Source organism: Streptosporangium sp. NPDC051023, from assembly GCF_040689595.1.
Classification (GTDB): Bacteria; Actinomycetota; Actinomycetes; order Streptosporangiales; family Streptosporangiaceae; genus Streptosporangium.
Genome location: NZ_JBFBCE010000009.1, coordinates 136,512 through 156,708 on the forward strand (window position 1 = coordinate 136,512; position 20,197 = coordinate 156,708).

18 protein-coding genes are annotated in these 20,197 nt (G+C 69.8%); 4 read left to right on the forward strand and 14 right to left on the reverse strand.

Features of this window, described 5'->3' with window-relative positions; genetic code table 11:
- Positions 1 to 80: 80 nt before the first annotated feature.
- The 6 genes from AB0395_RS08585 to AB0395_RS08610 all read right to left on the reverse strand — a co-directional run bounded on the left by AB0395_RS08585 (position 81) and on the right by AB0395_RS08610 (position 5,780).
- Complete coding sequence (locus AB0395_RS08585) at positions 81 to 887, reverse strand: sterol desaturase family protein (RefSeq protein WP_366278322.1); 807 nt, start codon at positions 885 to 887, stop codon at positions 81 to 83.
- Positions 888 to 1,454: 567 nt separating this feature from the next.
- Complete coding sequence (locus AB0395_RS08590; RefSeq protein WP_366278324.1) at positions 1,455 to 2,339, reverse strand: ABC transporter substrate-binding protein; 885 nt, start codon at positions 2,337 to 2,339, stop codon at positions 1,455 to 1,457.
- Between the two features lie 380 nt (positions 2,340 to 2,719).
- Positions 2,720 to 3,064: a hydrogenase maturation nickel metallochaperone HypA gene (locus tag AB0395_RS08595; RefSeq protein WP_366278326.1), complete on the reverse strand. Its 345-nt coding sequence runs from the start codon at positions 3,062 to 3,064 to the stop codon at positions 2,720 to 2,722.
- A 307-nt stretch (positions 3,065 to 3,371) separates the two neighbouring features.
- Positions 3,372 to 4,223 (reverse strand): hypothetical protein, encoded by an 852-nt coding sequence (locus AB0395_RS08600; RefSeq protein WP_366278328.1) that lies wholly within the window; start codon positions 4,221 to 4,223, stop codon positions 3,372 to 3,374.
- A 155-nt stretch (positions 4,224 to 4,378) separates the two neighbouring features.
- Entirely contained in the window at positions 4,379 to 5,074 is a 696-nt protein-coding gene (locus AB0395_RS08605; protein WP_366278330.1) for an SIS domain-containing protein, read from the reverse strand.
- Positions 5,075 to 5,159: 85 nt separating this feature from the next.
- Positions 5,160 to 5,780, reverse strand: a complete 621-nt coding sequence (locus tag AB0395_RS08610) for an SIS domain-containing protein (protein WP_366278332.1) — start codon at positions 5,778 to 5,780, stop codon at positions 5,160 to 5,162.
- Positions 5,781 to 6,171: 391 nt separating this feature from the next.
- On the opposite strand from AB0395_RS08610, the gene AB0395_RS08615 reads away from it, so the two are divergent.
- The 3 genes from AB0395_RS08615 (at position 6,172) to AB0395_RS08625 (ending at position 8,056) form a co-directional block, all read left to right on the forward strand.
- Complete coding sequence (locus AB0395_RS08615) at positions 6,172 to 6,342, forward strand: hypothetical protein (RefSeq protein WP_366278334.1); 171 nt, start codon at positions 6,172 to 6,174, stop codon at positions 6,340 to 6,342.
- Positions 6,343 to 6,563: 221 nt separating this feature from the next.
- The gene (locus AB0395_RS08620) at positions 6,564 to 7,403 is read left to right on the forward strand and encodes a metallophosphoesterase (protein ID WP_366278336.1); all 840 of its coding nucleotides are present in this window, start codon (positions 6,564 to 6,566) and stop codon (positions 7,401 to 7,403) included.
- Positions 7,400 to 8,056, forward strand: coding sequence for a 4'-phosphopantetheinyl transferase superfamily protein (locus AB0395_RS08625; RefSeq protein ID WP_366278337.1), 657 nt, complete (start codon positions 7,400 to 7,402; stop codon positions 8,054 to 8,056). Before AB0395_RS08620 ends, AB0395_RS08625 begins: the two co-directional genes overlap by 4 nt.
- Before the next feature lie 108 nt (positions 8,057 to 8,164).
- Here the strand turns inward: AB0395_RS08625 and AB0395_RS08630 are convergent, their stop codons facing one another.
- The 6 genes from AB0395_RS08630 to kdpF are packed head-to-tail and all read right to left on the reverse strand — an operon-like array spanning position 8,165 to position 16,243.
- On the reverse strand, positions 8,165 to 8,833 hold the full coding sequence (locus AB0395_RS08630) for a response regulator (RefSeq protein WP_366278339.1): 669 nt from the start codon (positions 8,831 to 8,833) through the stop codon (positions 8,165 to 8,167).
- A complete protein-coding gene (locus AB0395_RS08635; RefSeq protein WP_366278341.1) occupies positions 8,830 to 11,370 on the reverse strand; it encodes a sensor histidine kinase KdpD in 2,541 nt (846 codons plus the stop codon). Before AB0395_RS08635 ends, AB0395_RS08630 begins: the two co-directional genes overlap by 4 nt.
- A 39-nt stretch (positions 11,371 to 11,409) precedes the next feature.
- On the reverse strand, positions 11,410 to 12,282 hold the full coding sequence (locus AB0395_RS08640) for a potassium-transporting ATPase subunit C (protein ID WP_366278342.1): 873 nt from the start codon (positions 12,280 to 12,282) through the stop codon (positions 11,410 to 11,412).
- Positions 12,283 to 14,490, reverse strand: a complete 2,208-nt coding sequence (kdpB, locus tag AB0395_RS08645) for a potassium-transporting ATPase subunit KdpB (protein ID WP_366278344.1) — start codon at positions 14,488 to 14,490, stop codon at positions 12,283 to 12,285. It lies immediately after the preceding gene.
- Between the two features lie 2 nt (positions 14,491 to 14,492).
- The gene (gene kdpA, locus AB0395_RS08650) at positions 14,493 to 16,154 is read right to left on the reverse strand and encodes a potassium-transporting ATPase subunit KdpA (protein ID WP_366278346.1); all 1,662 of its coding nucleotides are present in this window, start codon (positions 16,152 to 16,154) and stop codon (positions 14,493 to 14,495) included.
- Complete coding sequence (gene kdpF / locus AB0395_RS08655) at positions 16,154 to 16,243, reverse strand: K(+)-transporting ATPase subunit F (RefSeq protein ID WP_366278348.1); 90 nt, start codon at positions 16,241 to 16,243, stop codon at positions 16,154 to 16,156. The genes kdpA and kdpF overlap by 1 nt, the downstream gene beginning before the upstream one ends.
- 408 nt (positions 16,244 to 16,651) lie before the next feature.
- Here kdpF and AB0395_RS08660 point away from each other — a divergent pair, with 408 nt between their 5' ends.
- Positions 16,652 to 18,211, forward strand: a complete 1,560-nt coding sequence (locus AB0395_RS08660; RefSeq protein ID WP_366278349.1) for a hypothetical protein — start codon at positions 16,652 to 16,654, stop codon at positions 18,209 to 18,211.
- A gap of 39 nt (positions 18,212 to 18,250) precedes the next feature.
- On the opposite strand, the gene AB0395_RS08665 is transcribed toward AB0395_RS08660, so the two are convergent.
- Complete coding sequence (locus AB0395_RS08665; protein ID WP_366278350.1) at positions 18,251 to 19,078, reverse strand: response regulator transcription factor; 828 nt, start codon at positions 19,076 to 19,078, stop codon at positions 18,251 to 18,253.
- The gene (locus tag AB0395_RS08670) at positions 19,075 to 20,187 is read right to left on the reverse strand and encodes a sensor histidine kinase (RefSeq protein WP_366278352.1); all 1,113 of its coding nucleotides are present in this window, start codon (positions 20,185 to 20,187) and stop codon (positions 19,075 to 19,077) included. Before AB0395_RS08670 ends, AB0395_RS08665 begins: the two co-directional genes overlap by 4 nt.
- Between the last annotated feature and the right edge of the window lie 10 nt (positions 20,188 to 20,197).

Genomic DNA, 20,197 nt, shown 5'->3' on the forward strand with positions numbered 1-20,197 from the left:
TGTGTGATGGCGCTGTGCGCGAGCAGGGAGGGGATGGCGAATGTCGGGACGCGCCGGCTGGGCGCGCCGACCCGGGCCGGTCAGACGGACTGTCCGCCGGATTCCGTTGGCGCCGCGGGAGAAGGCCGGCGCCAGGGATGTACGAAGGTGGCGACGACGGCGCCGGTCCCCGGGAAGGACGAGGGGTCCCGCAGCCCGACCGCGACCGGCGCTCGACCGGGATGCCAGGTGAAGCTGCCGAACATCAGATCCCAGATCGACAGGTCGGAGCCGTAGTGGCCCGCCTCGGACAGGTCGGTGCTGTGGTGAAGACGATGCTGTTCAGGACTCGCGAGGACGTAGTTGAGCGGGCCGATGCGGACGTCGACGTTGGCGTGGACGAAGTAGCCCTGCGCGATGACGAACAGGCCGACCGCGAAGACGGACTCCTGCGAAAAGCCGAGCATCGCCAGGGAGAACTGCACGGCTCCCTGCGCGAGCAGAACGTCGAAGACGTGGTTGACGCCGTTGTTCGCGACGTTGACCTTCTCCGGCACGTGGTGGACCCCGTGCAGGCGCCACAGCAGGGGGCGGGTGTGCCCGAGCCGGTGCACCACGTAGCCGGCCAGCGAGCCGAGGAGCAGGGCCGACGGGATCTCCGCCCACAGGGCGATCCTCGGGGTGGGGAGTGAGAGGGCCCCGACGAGGGCCATCACCGGTAGCTGCGCCAGGGCGCCGGTGATCACGGTCAGCAGGAAGTAGAGGCCGTACCAGCCCCATTCGCCGCGGACGGGGTGCCAGCCGCGCTCGTAGGGGATCACCCGCTCGAGCACCGCCAGATAGGCGATCACGCCGATCATGAACAGGGAGCCGACCTGACCGGGGTCCAGATGGCGACGCAGTGTCACAACGGACGTCGTGACGACAGCGGCGAGCAGAACCGGATATGCGACGTGGCGAATGAGGGAGCACAGTGGGAACGCGAAACCATTCAATCCTTGCCGCGACTGCGGCGTATTTTCGGGCATAATATCCATGCCACGCATCCACCTATAAGGTCTCGAACGGCCGCGTAGCGACCAGGAAAACGGCGGATACGGAAATCAGGGTGGCGGCCTGCGGCAGAGCAAAGGCACCCCTCCGAAGCTCGCCATCGTGACCCCTCCTTCCCCGAAGACCGCTCCCGGGCACGAGATCCCCTCATTGAGAGACCGGACAACGTCACAGTACTCCAAAAGGGCTTTGACCTGGGCAGATTTGAGCTCGTAGCAATTTCTCCACATACAGAGAATACGACAATTCACCGCAATATCTCGACATTCAGACGTAGTCACAGGCACCCATAGGAATCAATATGGCGCGAACCACGTTTTCCACACAGGCCACCCGGCACAGCACCACTACCCCAGTAAATTCATTTTTTGGACATACAGCGCAATGTGTGGCCGTAGATGTGGACCGCCGTCACCGTGTCGTCATCCCGTCGGCCTCGCCGCGGCCGGGGGCAGCAGCCGCAGCATGGACCCGGTGTCAACGGAACCATCGGTGTAGCCGTACTCCCGCAGGAGAGCGGCGACCCGCTCCAACCTTGCGGGGTCGAAAGTGGTGGGATAGGCGCCCAGCGTGACCAGTTCCGCGTCCCGGGGACTGATCCTGGTGTAGACGGGGAGGATCTTCGTGATCACCTTGCGGTCGCTCGCCGCGACCTCCTGGCCCGCGGTGATCGCGCGCTGGAAGGCGGCGACGGTCTCGGGAGCACGCTCGGCGAACGCGGCGGTCGTCCCATACCCAGAGACGGGGAAGCGGTCGGTCGGACCGGCCATCACATCGGCGATCTTCTTCGCGCCCTGTCTCTTCGCCGCCGTGATGAAGGGCTCGGTCATCCAGGCGGCGGCGACGGTGCCCGCCTGCAGGGCCGCGGGCATGTTCGGCAGGGGCATCTCCACCAGCTTCACGTCAGCCGCCGTCAGGCCGTGGGCCTTGAGCGTGACCTCGGTGGTGAAGGTCCCGATGCTTTTGAGGGTGGCGACGGCTATGGTCTTGCCGCGCAGGTCGGCAGGCGTGCGCAGCGGGGAGTCCTTGCGCGCCATGAGCAGGAAGGTTTCCGGGGCCGCCTGGTAGGCGTCGGCGACGTACCTGAGGTCGACCACCCCGCTGTCCTGCGCGACCAGCGCGGTGACGTGGTTGAGCAGGCAGAAGTGCAGATGCCCCGCCCTGAGGTCGGGGATGGCGGCCGTCGACCCCTGGATGATCTCCTTCCTGACCTTCAGCCCCTCACGCTCGAAGAAGCCGCAGTCCGTGGCTATCTCCAACGCCGCCGTGTCGGGAATCGGAATGTAACCGACATTGACCTCGGTCACCACTCCGGAGTTTCCCGGCGAGGCGAGCTTTTGTGTGTGATTGGCGCAGGCGGCGCCAATCACACTTCCGGACATTACGGATTCAGGTGAAGCGCATGCACTTACCATAAAAAGCACTGCCATAAGTGCAAAAAACAGCCGACGCATAGAGCGCTCCATTGAACCGGCGAAGCCGGTCGGCGACCGGTCCCCGCATCCGATGAGCCCGGTGAGCCACTTTCCTGGTATCGGTGGCACGAGGTCATGGTAGTGCCGGGAGACATCTCACAGGAGGGAAAGACGATGGGAAAGAAAGAAACGAGATTCTCCTTCCCTCCCTTTTCCGCATCCTACCCGGAAACGCCCATACACCTCCCGATGAGGCGTTTCCGGGTGCTGCCTCAATGGCCGGTTTTCGCGATCTGGATGGATTCGAGGACGAGGTCGTCGCCGCCCTCGGTTTCGATGTCGACGCCCCCGCATTCGGGGCAGGTGGCGAGGGGGGCGGCCGAGGCGGCCGTCTGGCCACAGGCGCGGCAGATGAGCTGCACGGGGACGATGACCAGCTCCACCTGGGCCCCCTCGGCCAGCGAGCCTTCCGCGACCACGGCGAACGCGTGGTTGACCGCCGGTTCCGTGACGCGGAGCATGGCGCCCGCGTACACCCGTGCCCGCCGTACCCTGCGGCCGTCGGCGCGGTCCTCCACCGCGGTGAGGATCGCCTCGGCGATTCCGAATTCATGCATGACTGACTTCACCTGGTTCGTTGTGATGTTCGTCGCGGTGTGATCGCGCCGCGCGCCGTACGGAGGTCTCGGAAGAGCCGGAGCCTTCACATCTTTCTGATCCTCAGATAGCGCCTGATGTCGGGAAGGGCCTGATAGACCACAGCCCCGGCCCCTATCACCAGCGCCGCCGTGAACAAGCCTTTCAACGTGGCCGCTCCTCCTTTTCGCCCGCGACGGCAGGCACCGTCGTGATCCGCCGCCCGGCCGATTCGGGGAGCGACCCCACGATTGCGCCGGGCGTTCGCACTGTTCGCCGCGAAGGTCCTCACGCGATGGCCTCCTCATCCCCTGAACATCCAAGGTCGTCCGGGTAGTCGGACAGAGTGACGGGTGAGGACAACACCACGTCACGGTGCCCTGGCTCGCCGACTAGGGCGGGCCAGGTGTGCTCGTTGCGACAGCCCTCGGCGAACGGCCTGGCCCACTCGGGGGGATCCGCCAGGGAGACGAAGCCCCCGCCGTCCACCCCGATGATCAGATGCGCCGAGAGCAGCGACCGCCGCAGGACGTGCTCGCGCGGAGCGTCCCGCTCCGCCTGGACCGTGGTGTTCCGCACCCGGACGCGCAGCCGGATGAGGCCGTACGGCCCGGCGAGACGCTCGGCCCCCACAGTGAGCGCCGCGCGCACCGGCAGATGTTCGCGGACCACGCGGCCCTCCGTCCTGCCTGACGGCCCCCGGACCGGCTCGGCGAGGCGGTCACCGGGGACGCGTACCTCGACCGTCCGCTCCCCGCCCAGCAGGACGGCGACCGGAAACGCCGCCTCGACCTCGCGCCTGGTCGTCTCATCGAAGGTGAGATACGTCCCCCCACCGCCCGCCTGCGTGCCGACAGGTGTTGGCGGGCCACCATCGCCCCCGACGTGCTCGACGTCGCAGTTCCTCATGTGGAGGAAGCGCAGGCACAGACTGACCGTGGCGCTCTCGGCCCGTTCGAGAAGGCATTCGGTCATGCTCCCCGAGGGCTCCGTGGTCGCGGCGCAACCGGGCGGTACCAGCGCTCCTGGCCGTCCGCCCCTGTCGTCCTCCGCGACGCGGGCCTGGCAGGGGGTGAGCGGGCGCCCCTCGTACAGCACGGCCTCCGCGATCCTGCGGGCGATCTCCGCGGGCACGCTCATCGGTTTCTCTTTCCGGACAGCGCCTCGGCGCTCTTGTCCCCCGGCGGCTCCGTCCGCGCCGTCATGCCAACTCACCACGTTCCTCCAGGATGGACGCCCCGTCCTTCAAGGCGGGAAGGAAATGCGGAACGGTCCCTTCCCGGCGACGGCCGCCTTCAGCCCGAGTCGGGGGCCTGGGGGGAGGAGACCGCCCCGAGCGCGTGCTGGGTGAGCTCCCACAGCACGTGGTAGACCGTCGTCTGCGCCTCCTGAATCCGGTGCACCGACGACGACGGGATGACGAACAGGTAGTCGAGCAGGTCGAGGGCGGCCAGCCTGCCTCCCTGGTCACCGGTGAGGCCGATGGTGAGCATGCCCTGGCTCGCGGCCTCCTCGAAGCCCTGTAGGACGTTGAAGGAGCCTCCGCTCGTCGACAGGCCGACAGCGATGTCCCCGCGCCGTCCCAGCACGGCCAGCTGATGCGCGAAGACGACGTCGAACCCCACGTCGTTCGAAAGCGCGGTGACCACGGCGACGTCGCCGGTCAGGGAGAGGGCGGGCAGGGAGAGGCCGTACGCCGGATGCAGGAAGGTTGTCGCGACCTCCTGCGCGCCGGTGCTGCTCCCGCCGTTGCCGAAGGCGAACAGCCTGCCACCGGAGGCGAACCGGATGGCCATCTCCTCTGCACACTCCGCCAGCTCGTCGCCCGCGACCTCGGCCACCTGCCAGCGCAGCCGTACGATCTCGGACGCCTTCTCCTCGGTCGACCTGCGGGCCTCCGCCAGCACCGAGCCGAAGTCGGCCTGCCCCGGACAGCGGAGCGGGCGCAGGCCGTGCACTCCCCCGGCCAGGGGATCCTCGAGAGTGCTCACCGCGACTCCTCTCGGTGATCCGGCTCACCGCGCCCCCCGCCGGTGCGGGTGACGCGCGCTCCCGCTGAGCGGTTCGCGGGCCGGGTCATCCGGCCGCCTCCTCGCCGATCAGGCCGGGCTGCTCGAAAAGCACGTGGACCAGCTCCCACAGGACGTGGTACTGGGTCACGTGGATCTCCTTGACCACGGCGGGGTCGTCCGAGGCCGCGGTCAGGAGGTGGTCGGCCACCCCACGGCGTGCGATGGCTCCTCCGTCGCCTCCGAGCAGCGCGAGGGTGAGCAGGCCCAGCTCCCTCGCGGTCTCCAGGGCCCGCAGCACGTTCTCGCACCGGCCGTCGCGGGAGATCCCCAGCGCCATGTCGGCCGGGTCCGCCCACTGGCGCACCTGGTGGGCGAAGGTCTCGGCAAGACCCTCGCGGTTGCTCACCCCGGTGACCGTGGCCGAGTCGTTGTTGAGCGCCATCGCGGGCAGTGCCTTCTTGCCGACGATGACCGGGTGCATGAACTCGACGGTGATGTGGGCCGCGTCCGTACCGCAGCCGCCGTTGCCGAAGACGATCAGTTTTCCGCCCCTGCGGAATCTCGCCGCCAGCTCGCGGCACGCCAGGGCGATGCGCTCGGAGTCCGCAGCGAGGGCGCGCCCCGCGCGGTCACGCTTGAGAAAAGCCTCGCCGACCGCCGGATGCATGGTCGATGTCACTGGCATATGTGAACACTCCGTTATCTACGGTAGCCGTAAGGCTACGTTGCGTATCCGAAGTGCCGACACCTTCGACGTCGCAAGCAGGAGTAAAGGTCTGATCATGGACATGCACCACGACCCTGGAGTCCGGGATCAAAAAAATCCCCATATACCCTCTAAATTGGTAGGCAATATTGACAATAAGGAATCGATCTGATCAAGTGATGATGTGGCGGGGAGTGATTCGGCAGGTCAGCGGCAGCAGGTCCGAGTCCGGCGCGACGGCCGGAACCGGCCGCCGCCCTCCGGCAGGCCCTGTGAAGGTTCGAGCGGGATCTCCGCCCCCCTGACGCGCCTGCCCGCGAATCGGGAACGCGAGCATCTGGCGACCCTGGTCAGTGCCGCGGAGGCCGTCATGAGGTCGGCACCGGAGACCGCCGCCTGCTGGCTGCGGGCCGCGCTGAACGCCTTTCCTCCGGAGCGCCGTGGCGACCTCGACCACGTCTCGCTGCTCGATCTGCTCGGTCGCGCGCTCGTCCTGGTCGAACGGCCCGTGGAGGGCCGGGACCCGCTCCGCTCGCGCTGAGCCGTGGGAGCGCGCACCGCGCGAGTTCCCGACGCCCGCTAGCTCGCACTCTTGGTGATCGCGGACGTTCCCGGCTATCTTCCTGACATCGGGACCGACGGGACGGGGGCGACGGTGCTTGACGACGGGGAACCACAGAAACCCGCCTCTGCCCTGACGGGCCACGACCACCGGGCCGCCGTGGCCCGGATGACCTCTGAACCACCGAGGGCGGTGCACGCATGACCTCGCTGCTGGCCATCAGCGACCTGCACATCGGCTACCGGGAGAACCGAAGGATCGTCGAGGAGCTGCGACCCACCTCAGACTCCGACTGGCTGCTGGTGGCCGGGGACGTCTCCGAGGCCGTCGCCGACGTCGAGTGGGCGCTGAGCCTGCTCGCGGACCGCTTCGCGAAGGTGGTGTGGGCGCCGGGCAACCACGAGCTGTGGACCCATCCCAGCGACCCCGTCCAGCTGCGCGGTGAGGAGCGCTACCGGCATCTGGTGAAGATCTGCCAGAACCTCGGGGTGGTGACTCCGGAGGACCCCTACCCGGTGTGGGAGGGGCCGGGCGGGCCGGTGGCCGTCGCCCCGCTGTTCGTGCTGTACGACTACACCTTCAGGGTGCCGGGCGCCGCGACCGAGGAGGAGGCGCTCGCCCTGGCGTACGAGAAGGGGGTGGTGTGCTCCGACGAGATGTTCCTCCACCCCGATCCCCATCCCTCCCGCGCGGCCTGGTGCCGGGCCAGGATCGCCGAGACCGAGCGCAGGCTGCAGGCCCGCCCCCAGGGCATGCCGACCGTGCTCGTCAACCACTACCCGCTGGTCCGCGAGCCGACCATGATCCTCCGGTACCCGGAGTTCGCGATCTGGTGCGGCACCGAGCTGACCGCGGACTGGCACCTGCGCTTCGAGGCGGCGGCGGTCGTCTACGGTCACCTGCACATCCCCAGGACCACCTGGCACGACGGCGTGCGCTTCGAGGAGGTCTCGCTGGGCTATCCCCGTGAATGGCGGCCCCGTCCGACTCCACCGGGCAGGCCACGCCAGATCCTGCCCGTCCCCCAGGCCGCCTCATGATCGAGAAGATCCTGCCGTCCTGGGTGGCGAGCGCGGAGGCGTTCGACGACCCGCCGGAGGCCACGCTGTTCCCCGAGGAGGAGGCGGTCATCGCCCGCGCGGTCGACAAGCGGCGACGTGAGTTCACCACCGCCCGCCACTGCGCCAGGCAGGCCCTGGGCAGCCTCGGGCTGCCACCGGCGCCGATCCTGCCCGGCGAACGCGGCGCGCCCGGGTGGCCGAGCGGGGTGACGGGCGCCATCACCCACTGCGCGGGGTACCGCGCCGCCGCCGTCTCCCTGGAGGCGCTGACCATCGGCATCGACGCCGAACCCCATGAGCCGCTTCCCGACGGGGTCCTGCCCGCCGTCTCCCTGGAGCAGGAGCGGGCCGAGCTGGGACGGCTCGGCGGGGACGTCCACTGGGACCGGCTGCTGTTCAGCGCCAAGGAGAGCGTCTACAAGGCCTGGTTCCCGCTCGCCCTGCGCTGGCTCGACTTCGAGGAGGCCCACGTCACCTTCGACCCCTCCGGCACCTTCACCGCCCGTCTCCTCGTCCAGGGGCCACAGGTCGCGGGGCGACAGCTGACGGGGTTCACCGGACGGTGGCTCGTGGCCGACGGCCTGCTGGTGACAGCCATCGCCGTACCCGGCGGCCCGCGTCCCGCCGAGTGACGCCCCGGCAGGACGGGAAGCCCTCCGCACCAGCCCTGCTGTTGCGCCTCTACACCGACGTCGTCCGCGAGATCATGTTCCCGTGACCCGCGGACACGCGGCCCGTGTTCACGGCTGGAAGCGGTAGCCCATGCCCGGTTCGGTGAGCAGGTGAACCGGGCGGGCGGGGTCGGGTTCCAGCTTCTTGCGTATCTGGGCCATGTACTGGCGCAGGTAGTGGGTCTCCTTGAGATATTTGGCGCCCCAGACCTCGGTCAGCAGCTGGCGCTGGCTGATGAGCTTGCCGGGGTTGCGCAGCAGGATCTCCAGCAGGTGCCATTCGGTCGGCGTCAGCCGTACTCCCCCGGAGATCGTCTTGCCCGCCAGGTCGACCACGTGCTCGCCGACCTGGATCCGGGCCAGCTCCGAGTCCTGGACGGCGGTGCGGCGGGTCACGGCCCTGACGCGGGCCAGCAGCTCGTCGATGTTGAACGGTTTGGTGACATAGTCGTCCGCCCCGGCGTCCAAGGCCTCGACCTTGTCCTGATTTCCCGCCCGCCCGGAGAGCACGATGATCGGCACGGTGGTCCAGCCGCGCAGCCCGTGGATGACGTCGACCCCATCGATGTCGGGCAGCCCGAGGTCGAGAACGACCAGGTCGGGATGCCAGTCGGCGGCCTCGCGCAGGGCGGCGCCGCCGTCGGCGGCGACCGCGACCTCGAAGTTCCGGGCGACGAGGTTGATGCGCAGCGCGCGCAGGATCTGCGGTTCGTCGTCGACGACGAGGACGCGTGTCATGCGTGCTCCCGAGGGGCGATGGGCAGTGTCAGGATCATAGTGAGACCTCCCCCTGGTGTTTCCTCCGGCAGCAGGGTGCCGCCCATCGCCTCCGCCAGTCCCCTGGAGAGCGCGAGACCGAGGCCTACACCGGTGTGGTTGTCGCGATCGCCGAGACGCTGGAACGGCATGAAGACCCGCTCGTGCGCCTCGCGCGGGATGCCGGGCCCCCGGTCGATGACGCGGACCTCGACGCTGTCGCCGTACCAGCTCGCGGTGACGAGGACCTTGCCGTCCCGCGGGCTGTAGCGCACCGCGTTGGACATCACGTTGACCAGGATCCGCTCGACCAGGGCGGGGTCGGCGACAACCTCGGGCAGGTCGGGCGGGATGTCGCCCTCGACCCGGTCGCTGAGCGGCCCCAGGTCGTCGATGGAGCGCGGGAGGATCTCGCCGATCGCGATCGTCTGCAGGGCCAGGCCCAGCACCCCCGCCTGCAGGCGGCTCATGTCGAGCAGGTTGGCGACCAGCCTGTCGAGCTTGGCCAGCGACTCGTCGGCGGTGGCCAGCAGTTCCCGCCGGTCCTCCTCGTTCCAGTCGATCTCGGTGCCGAGCAGGCTGTCGACCGCGACCCTGGCGGAGGCCAGCGGCGTGCGCAGGTCGTGGCTCACTGCGGCGAGCAGGGCGGTGCGCATCTTGTCGGCCTCGGCCAGCGGCCCCGCGAGGTCCGCCTCGTGCCGCAGCCGCTCCTGGCGCAGCGCGACCGCCGCCTCGGCGGCGAACGCCTCCAGCACCCGGCGGTCGGCCGCGTCGAGCAGCCTGCCGCACCCGGCGAGCACCAGATCCCGGTCGATCACCACGTCGGTGTCCGCCGCTCCCGGCGTGACACAGGGCGGTCCTCCCGCCGTCGCCACGATCCGCCACGCCTCGGGTTCCGAGCGGTCGTCGGGGGCGGGCTCACCGGTGCGTTCGAGCAGCGTGACGGAGGCCAGCCCGAAGGTCTCGCGCAGCCGGGCCAGCAGGGACGGCAGCGCCGCCTCCCCGCGCAGCACGTGACCGGCCAGTGTGGAGAGCACCTCGGCGTCCGCGCTCGCGCGGGCCGCCTCCCTGGTCCGCCTGGCGGCCAGGTCGACGACCGCGCTCACCATGACGGCGACCAGCACGTAGACGCTGAGCGCGAGCAGGTTCTCCGGATCGGCGATGGTGAACCGGTCGACCGGCGGGGTGAAGAAGTAGTTGAGCAGTAGGAACCCCGCGACGGCCGCGGTGACGGCGGGCCACATGCCGCCGACCAGGGCGACGCAGACGACCATGAGCAGGAACAGCAGGATCCCGCTCGACAGCTTCAGGCCGTCCCTGATCGGGACCAGCAGCGCGGTGATCACCGGAATGCCCAGCAGCGCCATGACCCAGCCGGTGATCCTGCGGCCGCGGGTGAGCGCGGCCCGCGACCGGTCGCGCCCGGCCCCCTTCCCCGCCTGGGCATGAGTGATCATGTGGACGTCGATGGAGCCGGACAGCGCGGTGGTCGTGACCCCGACCCCGCGGGAGAACAGCTGGGCGAACCGGCCCCTGCGGGAGGCGCCGAGCACCAGCTGGGTGGCGTTCACCCCGCCTGCGAAGTCGAGCAGCGCACGTGGCACGCTGTCGCCGACCACCTGGTGGTAGGTGCCGCCCAGGCTCTCGACCAGGGCGCGCTGGCGGGCCAGGTTCGCCGGATCGGTCCCGTTCAGCCCGTCGGAACGGGTCACGTGGACGGCCATCAGGTCGGCGCCCTTGGTGCGGGCGGCGATCCTGGCGGCCCGCCGTACCAGGGTGTCGCCCTCGGGCCCGCCGGTCAGCGCGACCACGACGCGCTCGCGTGCCTCCCAGGTGCCGGCGATGCCGTGTTCGGCGCGGTAGCGGTCGAGCTGGTCGTCCACCTTGCCCGCGACCCACAGCAGCGCCAGCTCCCGCAGGGCCGTCAGGTTGCCCACCCTGAAGTAGTTCGACAGGGCCGCGTCCACCTTCTCCGGGAGGTAGACGTTGCCGTGGGCCATCCGGCGGCGCAGCGCGTCCGGCGCCATGTCGACCAGCTGCACCGCGTCCGCCTGCCGTACCACCTCGTCGGGCACGGTCTCGCGCTGCGGGACTCCGGTGATCTGCTGGACGACGTCGTTGAGCGACTCCAGGTGCTGGATGTTGACGGTGGAGATGACGTCGATCCCGGCGTCGAGGATCTCCTCGATGTCCTGCCAGCGCTTGGCGTTGCGCGAGCCGGGCACGTTGGTGTGCGCCAGCTCGTCGATCAGCGCCACCTTGGGCTTCCTCGCGATGACGGCGTCCACGTCCAGCTCGGTGAAGCTCGCCCCCCGGTGGAGCAGGGTCCTGCGCGGGACGGTCTCCAGGCCCTCCAGCAGCACGGCGGTGCGGGGCCGGTCGTGGGTCTCGACGAGCCCCACGACCACGTCCGTGCCGCGCGCGAGGCGCCTGTGCCCCTCGTCGAGCATCGCGTAGGTCTTGCCGACACCGGGGGCCGCGCCCAGATAGATGCGCAGCTGCCCGCGCGTCCCGTTCATTGCCCTATCCCCCTTTCCACCTGGTTCGCCTGCCTACGATCATCCCCTGTCGAGGGCGAGGTTGAGTTCCAGGACGTTGACGGCCGGCTCACCCATGAAGCCGAGCGCGCGGCCGGTGGTGTTCTGCTGGATCAGGGCCCTGACCTTCGCCACGTCGAGGCCGCGTTCCCTGGCGACGCGGGGGGCCTGCAACTGCGCGTAGGCGAGTGAGATGTGCGGGTCGAGCCCCGAGCCGCTGGCGGTGACCGCGTCGGCGGGCACGACCGCCGTCGCCGAGCCCCGGACCGGGACGGTACGGCCCGCGGCCAGGTTCTCGCCCGGCTTGGCGCACTCCACCTTCACCCCCTGGTAGTCGGCGACGAACGGGGCGGCGGGGCAGGCCTGGTTGGCGCTGACCACCCGGGTGGGAGTGCCGACGGCGGGGAAGACCTTCAGCACCGCGCCCACCCCGTCCGGTGTGCAGTACGGCCTGGCGCCGCTGACCCCCTCCAGTCTGCCGACGGCGGTGCTGCGGGCGCACACCCGGGTCAGCAGGGACTGTTTCCCGGTGTCGGGGTTGCCGTCGGCGTCCTTTGCGCCCGGCACGGCAAGGACGTCAAGGACGCTTTCGGGGCCGAGGTTACTCGCGCCGGTCGAGAGCGTGTCGTAGCCCTTTCCCGCCGCCGAGGGGCGGCTCTGGAAGTACCTGCCGACCGGGGCGCCGCTGGAGTCGGTGAAGTTCTGGCCGATGAGCGCGCTGCCGACGTCGCGGCCGTCCTTCTGGACGAGCGAGCCGTTGGCGTTTCCGTTGAAGACGGCCTGGGCGACCCCGGTGACCAGCAGCGGATAGGCCCCGCCGAGGATCAGGGTCAGGACGAGCAGCGCGCGCAGCGCGGCGAGGTGCTGGCGGACCCAGCTGGGCAGGCGTTCCATTTAAGACATCCCCGGAAGGAACTGGATGAGCAGATCGATGAGTTTGATACCGGCGAACGGCGCGACGATGCCGCCCAGGCCGTAGAGGTAGAGGTTGCGGCTGAGCAGTTTGGAGGCGCTGGAGGGCCGGTAGCGCACCCCGCGCAGCGCGAGCGGGATGAGCGCGACGATGACGATCGCGTTGAAGACGACCGCGGACAGGATCGCCGACTGGGGGCTGGCCAGCCGCATGATGTTGAGGGCGTCCAGGCCGGGGTAGACGGCGGCGAACATGGCGGGGATGATCGCGAAGTACTTGGCGATGTCGTTGGCGATGGAGAAGGTGGTCAGCGCGCCCCGGGTGATGAGCAGCTGCTTGCCGATCTCCACGATCTCGATGAGTTTGGTCGGGTTGGAGTCGAGGTCGACCATGTTGCCGGCCTCCTTGGCGGCGGAGGTGCCGGTGTTCATCGCCACCCCGACGTCGGCCTGGGCGAGCGCGGGGGCGTCGTTGGTTCCGTCGCCGGTCATCGCGACCAGCCGCCCGCCCTGCTGCTCCTTCCTGATCAGCGCGAGCTTGTCCTCGGGGGTGGCCTCGGCGAGGAAGTCGTCCACGCCCGCCTCGTCGGCGATGGCCTTGGCGGTCAGCGGGTTGTCACCGGTGATCATGACGGTGCGGATGCCCATCCTGCGCATCTCGTCGAACCGCTCCCGCATGCCTTGTTTGACGACGTCCTTGAGGTGGATCACCCCCAGCACGCGCGCCGTGCCGCCGCTGCCGCCGACGATCGCGCCGGAGCCACCGGGATCACTGCTCTGGCCGGGGACCGCACCGACGATCTCGCCGACGACCAGCGGGGTGCCGCCGGAGCCCGAGATGGCGTCGACGATCGCGCCGACCTCACCGGTGGGGTGGCCGCCGTGGTCGCGGACCCACTTCATCACCGCGGTCGCCGCGCCCTTGCGGACCTGGCGGCCGTCCACGCTCACCCCGGACATGCGGGTCTGGGCGGTGAAGGGTACCCACTCGGCGTGCGCCAGCTCACCGGGCTGCCGTTCGCGCAGGCCGTAGGCCTGCTTGGCGTAGACCACGATCGAGCGGCCCTCCGGGGTCTCGTCGGCCAGGCTGGACAGCTGCGCGGCCAGCGCCAGTTCCTCGGCGGACACGCCCGGCACCGGCATGAACTCCGACGCCTGCCGGTTGCCCAGCGTGATGGTGCCGGTCTTGTCCAGCAGCAGCGTGGACACGTCCCCGGCGGCCTCGACCGCGCGGCCGCTCATCGCCAGCACGTTGCGCTGCACCAGGCGGTCCATGCCCGCGATGCCGATCGCGCTCAGCAGCGCGCCGATCGTGGTCGGGATCAGGCAGACCAGCAGCGCCGCCAGCACGATCCCGCTGACCCCGTCGGCGGTCAGCGCGAGCGAGTCGGGCACGCCAGGATTGCTCGCCTTGGAGTAGATCGCCAGCGGCTGCATCGTCGCGGTGGCCACCAGGAAGATGATCGTCAGGGCGGCCAGCAGGATGTTGAGCGCGATCTCGTTGGGCGTCTTCTGCCGGTTGGCGCCCTCGACCAAGGCGATCATCCGGTCGATAAAGCTCTCCCCCGGCTTCTGGGTGATCCGCACGATGATCCGGTCGCTCAGCACCTTGGTGCCACCGGTCACGGCGGAGCGGTCGCCGCCGGACTCGCGGATCACCGGCGCGGACTCGCCGGTGATCGCCGACTCGTCGACGCTGGCGATGCCCTCGACCACGTCACCGTCCCCGGGAATGATCTCCCCGGCCTCGACGATCACGAGGTCACCCTGCCTGAGTTCGGGCGCGCCGACCTGGTCGAAGGAGACGTCCCGCAGGCCCGGCCGCCAGCCGGTCAGCCTGCGGGCGGTGGTGTCACGCTTGGCGGCGCGCAACGTGGCGGCCTGGGCCTTGCCACGGCCCTCGGCCACGGCCTCGGCCAGGTTGGCGAAGACCACGGTCAGCCACAGCCACACCACGATGGCCCAGGCGAAGAACGACGGGTCGACGACCGCGAGGACGGTGGTGAAGACCGCGCCGATCTCCACGATGAACATCACCGGGTTGCGCCACAGCGTGGCCGGGTTGAGCTTCCTGAGCGCGTCCGGCAGCGACCTGACCAGTTGCCCGGGGTCGAGCAGCCCGCCGCCGACCCTGCCGTTTCTCTGCGGGGCGGGGGTACGGCCGGGCGTCTGGAGTGTTGGGGTGGACATGTTCAACGGATTCCTTCTGCGAGCGGCCCGAGCGCCAGGGCGGGGAGGAAGGTCAGCGCAACCAGGATGATCGTCACGCCGACGACCATGCCGACGAACTGCGGCCGGTGAGTGGGCAGCGTTCCGGCCGAGGCCGGGACCGGAGCCTGCCGGGCCAGCGAACCGGCCAGCGCCAGCACGAACACGATCGGCAGGAACCGGCCGAAGGCCATGCACAGGCCGAGCGCGGTGTCGTACCACGGGGTGTTGACGGTCAGGCCACCGAACGCCGAGCCGTTGTTGTTGGAGGCGCTGGTGAAGGCGTACAGCACCTCCGACAGGCCGTGCGGGCCGCTGTTGAGCATGCTGGAGCGCTGCTCGGCCGAGCCCATCGCCAGCGCCGTTCCGACGAGCACCAGCACCGGGGTGACCAGGAAGTACATCGAGGCGAGCTTGATCTCGCGTGAGCCGATCTTCTTGCCCAGGTATTCGGGGGTCCGGCCGACCATCAGTCCGGCGACGAACACCGTGATCACCGCCAGCACCAGCATGCCGTACAGGCCCGAGCCCACGCCGCCCGGCGCGACCTCGCCGAGCATCATGTTGAACATCGTGATCATGCCGCCGAGCGCGGTGTAGGAGTCGTGGAAGGAGTTCACCGCGCCGGTCGAGGTCAGCGTCGTGGCGGCGCCGAAGGTCGCGGAGTTGGCCACCCCGAACCGCGTCTCCTTGCCCTCAAGCGAGGCGCCGACGGCCTGCGGCACGGTGCCGTGGTGCGCGAGTTCGAGGCCGGTCAGCACGCAGACGCTGACGACGGCGATCGTCGCCATGATCGCGGCGATCGCGTAGCCCTGCCGGTTGTCGCCGACCATGCGGCCGAAGGTGCGCGGCAGCGCGAACGGGATCAGCAGGATCGCGAAGATCTCCACCCAGTTGGTCCAGCTCGTGGCGTTCTCGAACGGGTGGGCGGAGTTGGCGTTGTAGAAACCGCCGCCGTTGGTGCCCAGCTCCTTGATGATCTCCTGGCTGGCCACCGGGCCGCCGGTGATCGCCTGGGTGCCGCCGGTCAGGGTGGCCACCTCGTGCGGCGCCGCGAAGTTCTGCACCAGGCCGCCCGCGACCAGGACGAGCGCGCCGACGAAGGCGATCGGCAGCAGGATCCGGACCGTGCCGCGGACCAGGTCGACCCAGAAGTTGCCCAGTTCCTCGCTCTGCCTGCGGGCAAAGCCGCGCACCAGCGCGATGGCCACCGCCATGCCGACCGCGGCCGAGACGAAGTTCTGCACCGCCAGGCCGGCCATCTGCACCAGGTGGCCCATGGTCGACTCGCCGGAGTAGGCCTGCCAGTTGGTGTTGGTGACGAAACTGACCGCGGTGTTCCAGGCGATGTGGTCGGTGACCGGGGGCATGCCCAGGCTGAGGAACAACTTGTCCTGCAGGCGTTGCAGGCCGTACAGGAACAGGACCGAGACCCCGGAGAAGGCCAGCACGCTGCGGGCGTAGACGCTCCAGCGCTGCTCGGCCTCCGGGCGTACCCCGACCAGCCGGTAGATCACCCGCTCGGCGCGGGAGTGCTTCGTGCCGGTGTAGACCCGGTACATGTAGTCGCCCAGCGGCCGGTAGGTGACGGCCAGGGCGAGAACGAGGGATCCGATGAACACGATCCCCGCGACGGTCGGTGACATCAGAAGCGCTCCGGGAACAGCAGGGCGGCGACCACGAAGACCACCAGGCCGATGACCATGACGAGACCGATGGCGTTGACGGCGCTCACAGCCGTTCCACCGCCCTGACGACAAGCCCGAGGATCGCGAAGACCGCGATCGTCAGGGCGACGAAGATGACGTCGGCCATCCCCACTCCTTGATGAGCACACGCGTTTCCGGCCGCCGGACGGAGGCCTTGCTATAAGCAAAACGTGAGGTTTATGGGTTTTTGCGCGTCTTGATGGGTTCCATACGCCATCGCACCGTTTATTGACGCGTTCCCTACGTCCGGCCCTCCGGCCCACCGATACGGGCCGGAACGTGTGGCCAGAAATATCCCGCCAAATCCGGCTTCACAAATCCCATCGCACGGTCAACTTTTCCGGTATTTCCCGCGTCACATCAGTCAGAACAGGGGACGCCGCAGAAGTTCGGGGATGGCGGCGATCATCGAATCTCACAACGGGGAGATCGTCATGACCGCACAAGTGATCATTGAGGCGATCGGCAGAGCGGGGCTGTCCGCCGATCAGGTACGGCAGGTAGCGGGGGCGCATCCTGCCGTACTCACCCATCTGGAGCACACCGACGCCGACCAGCTCATCCTGGGCGAGGCGGTCGCGCTGGGTCACGAGCCGGGCGAGGACGCCGAGTTCAGGGCGAACGTCTTCGACCCGGTCTCCAACCGGGGTGTCGAACTGCGCGGCACGATCGACCGGCCCGAGGAGGCGCGGGTCCTGCCGAGCGCCTACCGGCCCAACCCCCGCCCGGAGGAACTGCGGGCGGCGGCGGCGATCCTGCGCGCCGACGAGCGCTTCCCCGCGGGCGGCGACGTGGTGATCTACCAGCCGATGCCGCCACTGGCCGACCTGGAGAGGCCTGACGGCACCACCGTCCGCCGCCCGACCCTCGGTGTCTACTCCCCCGGCGACGACAACAGGCACCGCATCGTCGCCGTCGACGTCGCGGCGGGCACCGTCGACTGGTCTCCCGCCGGGGTCACCGCGGCCCTGCACCCCGGCGACTGCGAGTCGCACCTGCCCGAGGGGGTGGAGAGCCTGCGTGACCGGGGCGGCCCGGACGCGGTACGGCTGCGTGTCGTCGACGAGGGGACCGAGCTGTGGAACCTCGTCGTGGTACGGCCCCGCGCCTCCGCGCCGCAGAACCCCGGAGACGGATCAGGGGTCGAGCTGCGTGACGTCCGCTACCGGGGCAGGCTGGTGCTGCGCCAGGCGCACGTGCCGATCCTCAACGTCCAGTACGAGGAGGACGGCGTCACCTTCCGCGACTGGCAGAACCAGGAGACGCGTTTCTCCGCCGTCGGAACCGACCCGGTCGGCTGGGGCTGGCGGATCTGCGACCGGTCGCCAAAGACGATCCTGGAGCGTCCGGACAACGACGCGGGCAACTTCCAGGGAGTCGCCCTCCACTACGCCGACGGCGAGCTGCGCATCGTCAGCGAGATCTCGGCGGGCTGGTACCGCTACGTCTCCGAGTGGCGCCTGGCCGAGGACGGCGTGATCAAGCCGCGTTTCGGCTTCGCGGGAGTCCGCAACCCGCGCACGTGCATGCGTCACCGCCACCACGTCTACTGGCGCTTCGACTTCGACGTCGAAGGGTCGGCCAACGACCTGATCGAGCAGTTCGACGACACCCCGGCGGGTCCCAAGCCGACGCCGATCGTGCGCGAGGTCTCCAGGAAGCGGCGCAAGCCCGCCCGTTTCTGGCAGGTCACCGACAAGTCCAGCGGCAGGGGCCACCGGATCGTGCCGGGTGAGCACGACAACACCGCCGACGCCTACGGCATCGCCGACCTGTGGTTCCTGCGCCACCGGGCCAGCGAGCTCTACGACGGCAACCCGGGCGAGAACAACCAGGTGGCGCTCGACCGGTTCGTCAACGGCGAGGACGTCGGCGGCACCAACGTCGTCGTCTGGTACGCCGGGCACTTCCGGCACGACCAGAACGCCCCCGACCACCACCAGGGCCACATCGTCGGCCCCGACCTGATCCCGATCCCGGGCCCCGGCATCTGACGGCCCGGCCCGGTCACGGAGCGGACGGGCCCAGGGAGCTCAGGGAGCCGGATCGGGGCCCGTTCCCCGGTCCGCCTCCCAGCCCGTCTCCGGCTCGGCCAGGCCGTGGCGGTAGGCGTAGGTGACGGCGTGGACGCGGTCGCGCAGGCGCGCCTTGGCGAAGAGGTTGTTGATGTGCGTCTTGACGGTGGCCTCGCTGATGAAGAGGACCGTGGCGATCTCGGCGTTCGACAGTCCTCTGGCGATGAGGCGCAGCACCTCGGCCTCGCGTGGGGTCAGGCCGTCTGGCGGAGAAGGGGCAGGCACGTCCCGGGAGCGCGGAGAGCCCGCTCCCGGCGCGGGGCGGGCCGTCCTCGGCGACCGCGGACGGCCCGCCTGCCCCGTCGGCTCCCCGGGGGCCGCCGCCGGAGGTGACGCGGGCCCGGCGGTCTCCCGCGGCTCCTGGTGGCCGGTCACCGTGTTGAGAAGGCGACGCTGCACGCTGGGGTCGAGCTGGGCGTCGCCGTTCATGACCGCCGCGACCGCTCTGGCGATCTCCTCGGCGTCGGCGCTCTTGGTGAGGAAACCGCGGGCTCCGGCCCGCAGCGCGGCGAAGACCGACTCGTCGTCCGAGTAGGTGGTCAGGACCACGACCTGGGTCTCCGGAAACCCGGCGCGGATCCTGCGGGTGGCCTCGACCCCGTCGACCCTCGGCATCCGCAGGTCCATCAGCACCACGTCGGGGCGCCGCTCGGCGACCAGCCGCAGCGCGGCCTCCCCGTCACCGGCCGAGCCGACCACCTCGATGCCGGGCAGCAGGCCGAGCAGCAGGACCAGCCCGTCGCGGACCACGGCCTGGTCGTCGACCACCAGCACCCGGGCGGTCACGACGGCACCCGCAGGCGGATCATGAAGACCTCGTCGTTCTCGCCGGCCTCCAGGGTCCCGCCGAGGAGTTCGGCCCGTTCTCGCATGCCCACGATCCCGTATCCTCCCCCGGGCGTGCCCGGCGAACGCCCGGCGGGGTTGGTGACCTCCAGCTCGCAGGAGCCGCCGTGGAAGCCGAGCCGTACGGTCGCGGCGGAGCCGGGGGCGTGCCGTCGCACATTGGTGATGGCCTCCTGGGCGGTACGGATCACCGCCAGCTCGGCCTCAGGCGGCAGCCGGCGCTCGTGGCCCGACAGCAGGAGCGTGCACTCCTTCCCCGTGGCCGCGTGGAACTCCTCCGCCAGCCTTCTCAGCGCGGCGGGCAGCGGCGGCAGGTCCTCCCGCAGGGCGGACACGGCTCTGCGCGCCTCCTCGAGGCCGTTCTTCGCCAGGTCCCTGGCGCGTTCGACCCGGTCGAGCGCCTCCTCCTGCCGGTCGGCGCGCAGCAGCAGCCTGGCGCCCTCCAGATGCACGATCTGCGCGGACAGGGAGTGGGCGAGGATGTCGTGAATCTCCCTGGCGATGCGGGCGCGCTCGGCCAGCACCGCCTCGCGCTCCTCGGCGCTCCTGACGGCCCTGCGCTGCCTGATCGTGTAGGCGATCATGAAGACCAGGCAGAGGCTGAACGCCAGGCCGAGGTCCCGGTCCATGTCGCCGGTCACCATCCCGGCCGTGATCGGCCCCGCCAGTGCGAGCAGCCCGATCGGCAGCGAGTACTGGAAGGGATGTCTGACGGCGGCGGTCCCGACGCAGAAGAGCAGCACGGCGACGGCCGGGCCGTCGTTGACGATCGTGTCCAGGCCGATGGAGAGCACGACGGCGAGGCCGAGGGCGACGACCTTGACGGGAACCCCGATGAGCGGGACCGGAGGTGACTGGCTGTCCCCCGAGGGCAGGATCGCGACGGCCAGCAAGCCCGCGACGGCGACGGCGAGGAGAGTGACCACGAGCCCCTCTCCCGTCAGGCCGAAGCCGGGCCTCGACCTGGCCTGCGCGATCAGGAACAGCACGATCACCCCAGCCCGCAGGACAATGGGGATGATCGTGTTCTCCTGGCGCTCCGTCGTCACGCTACGACGC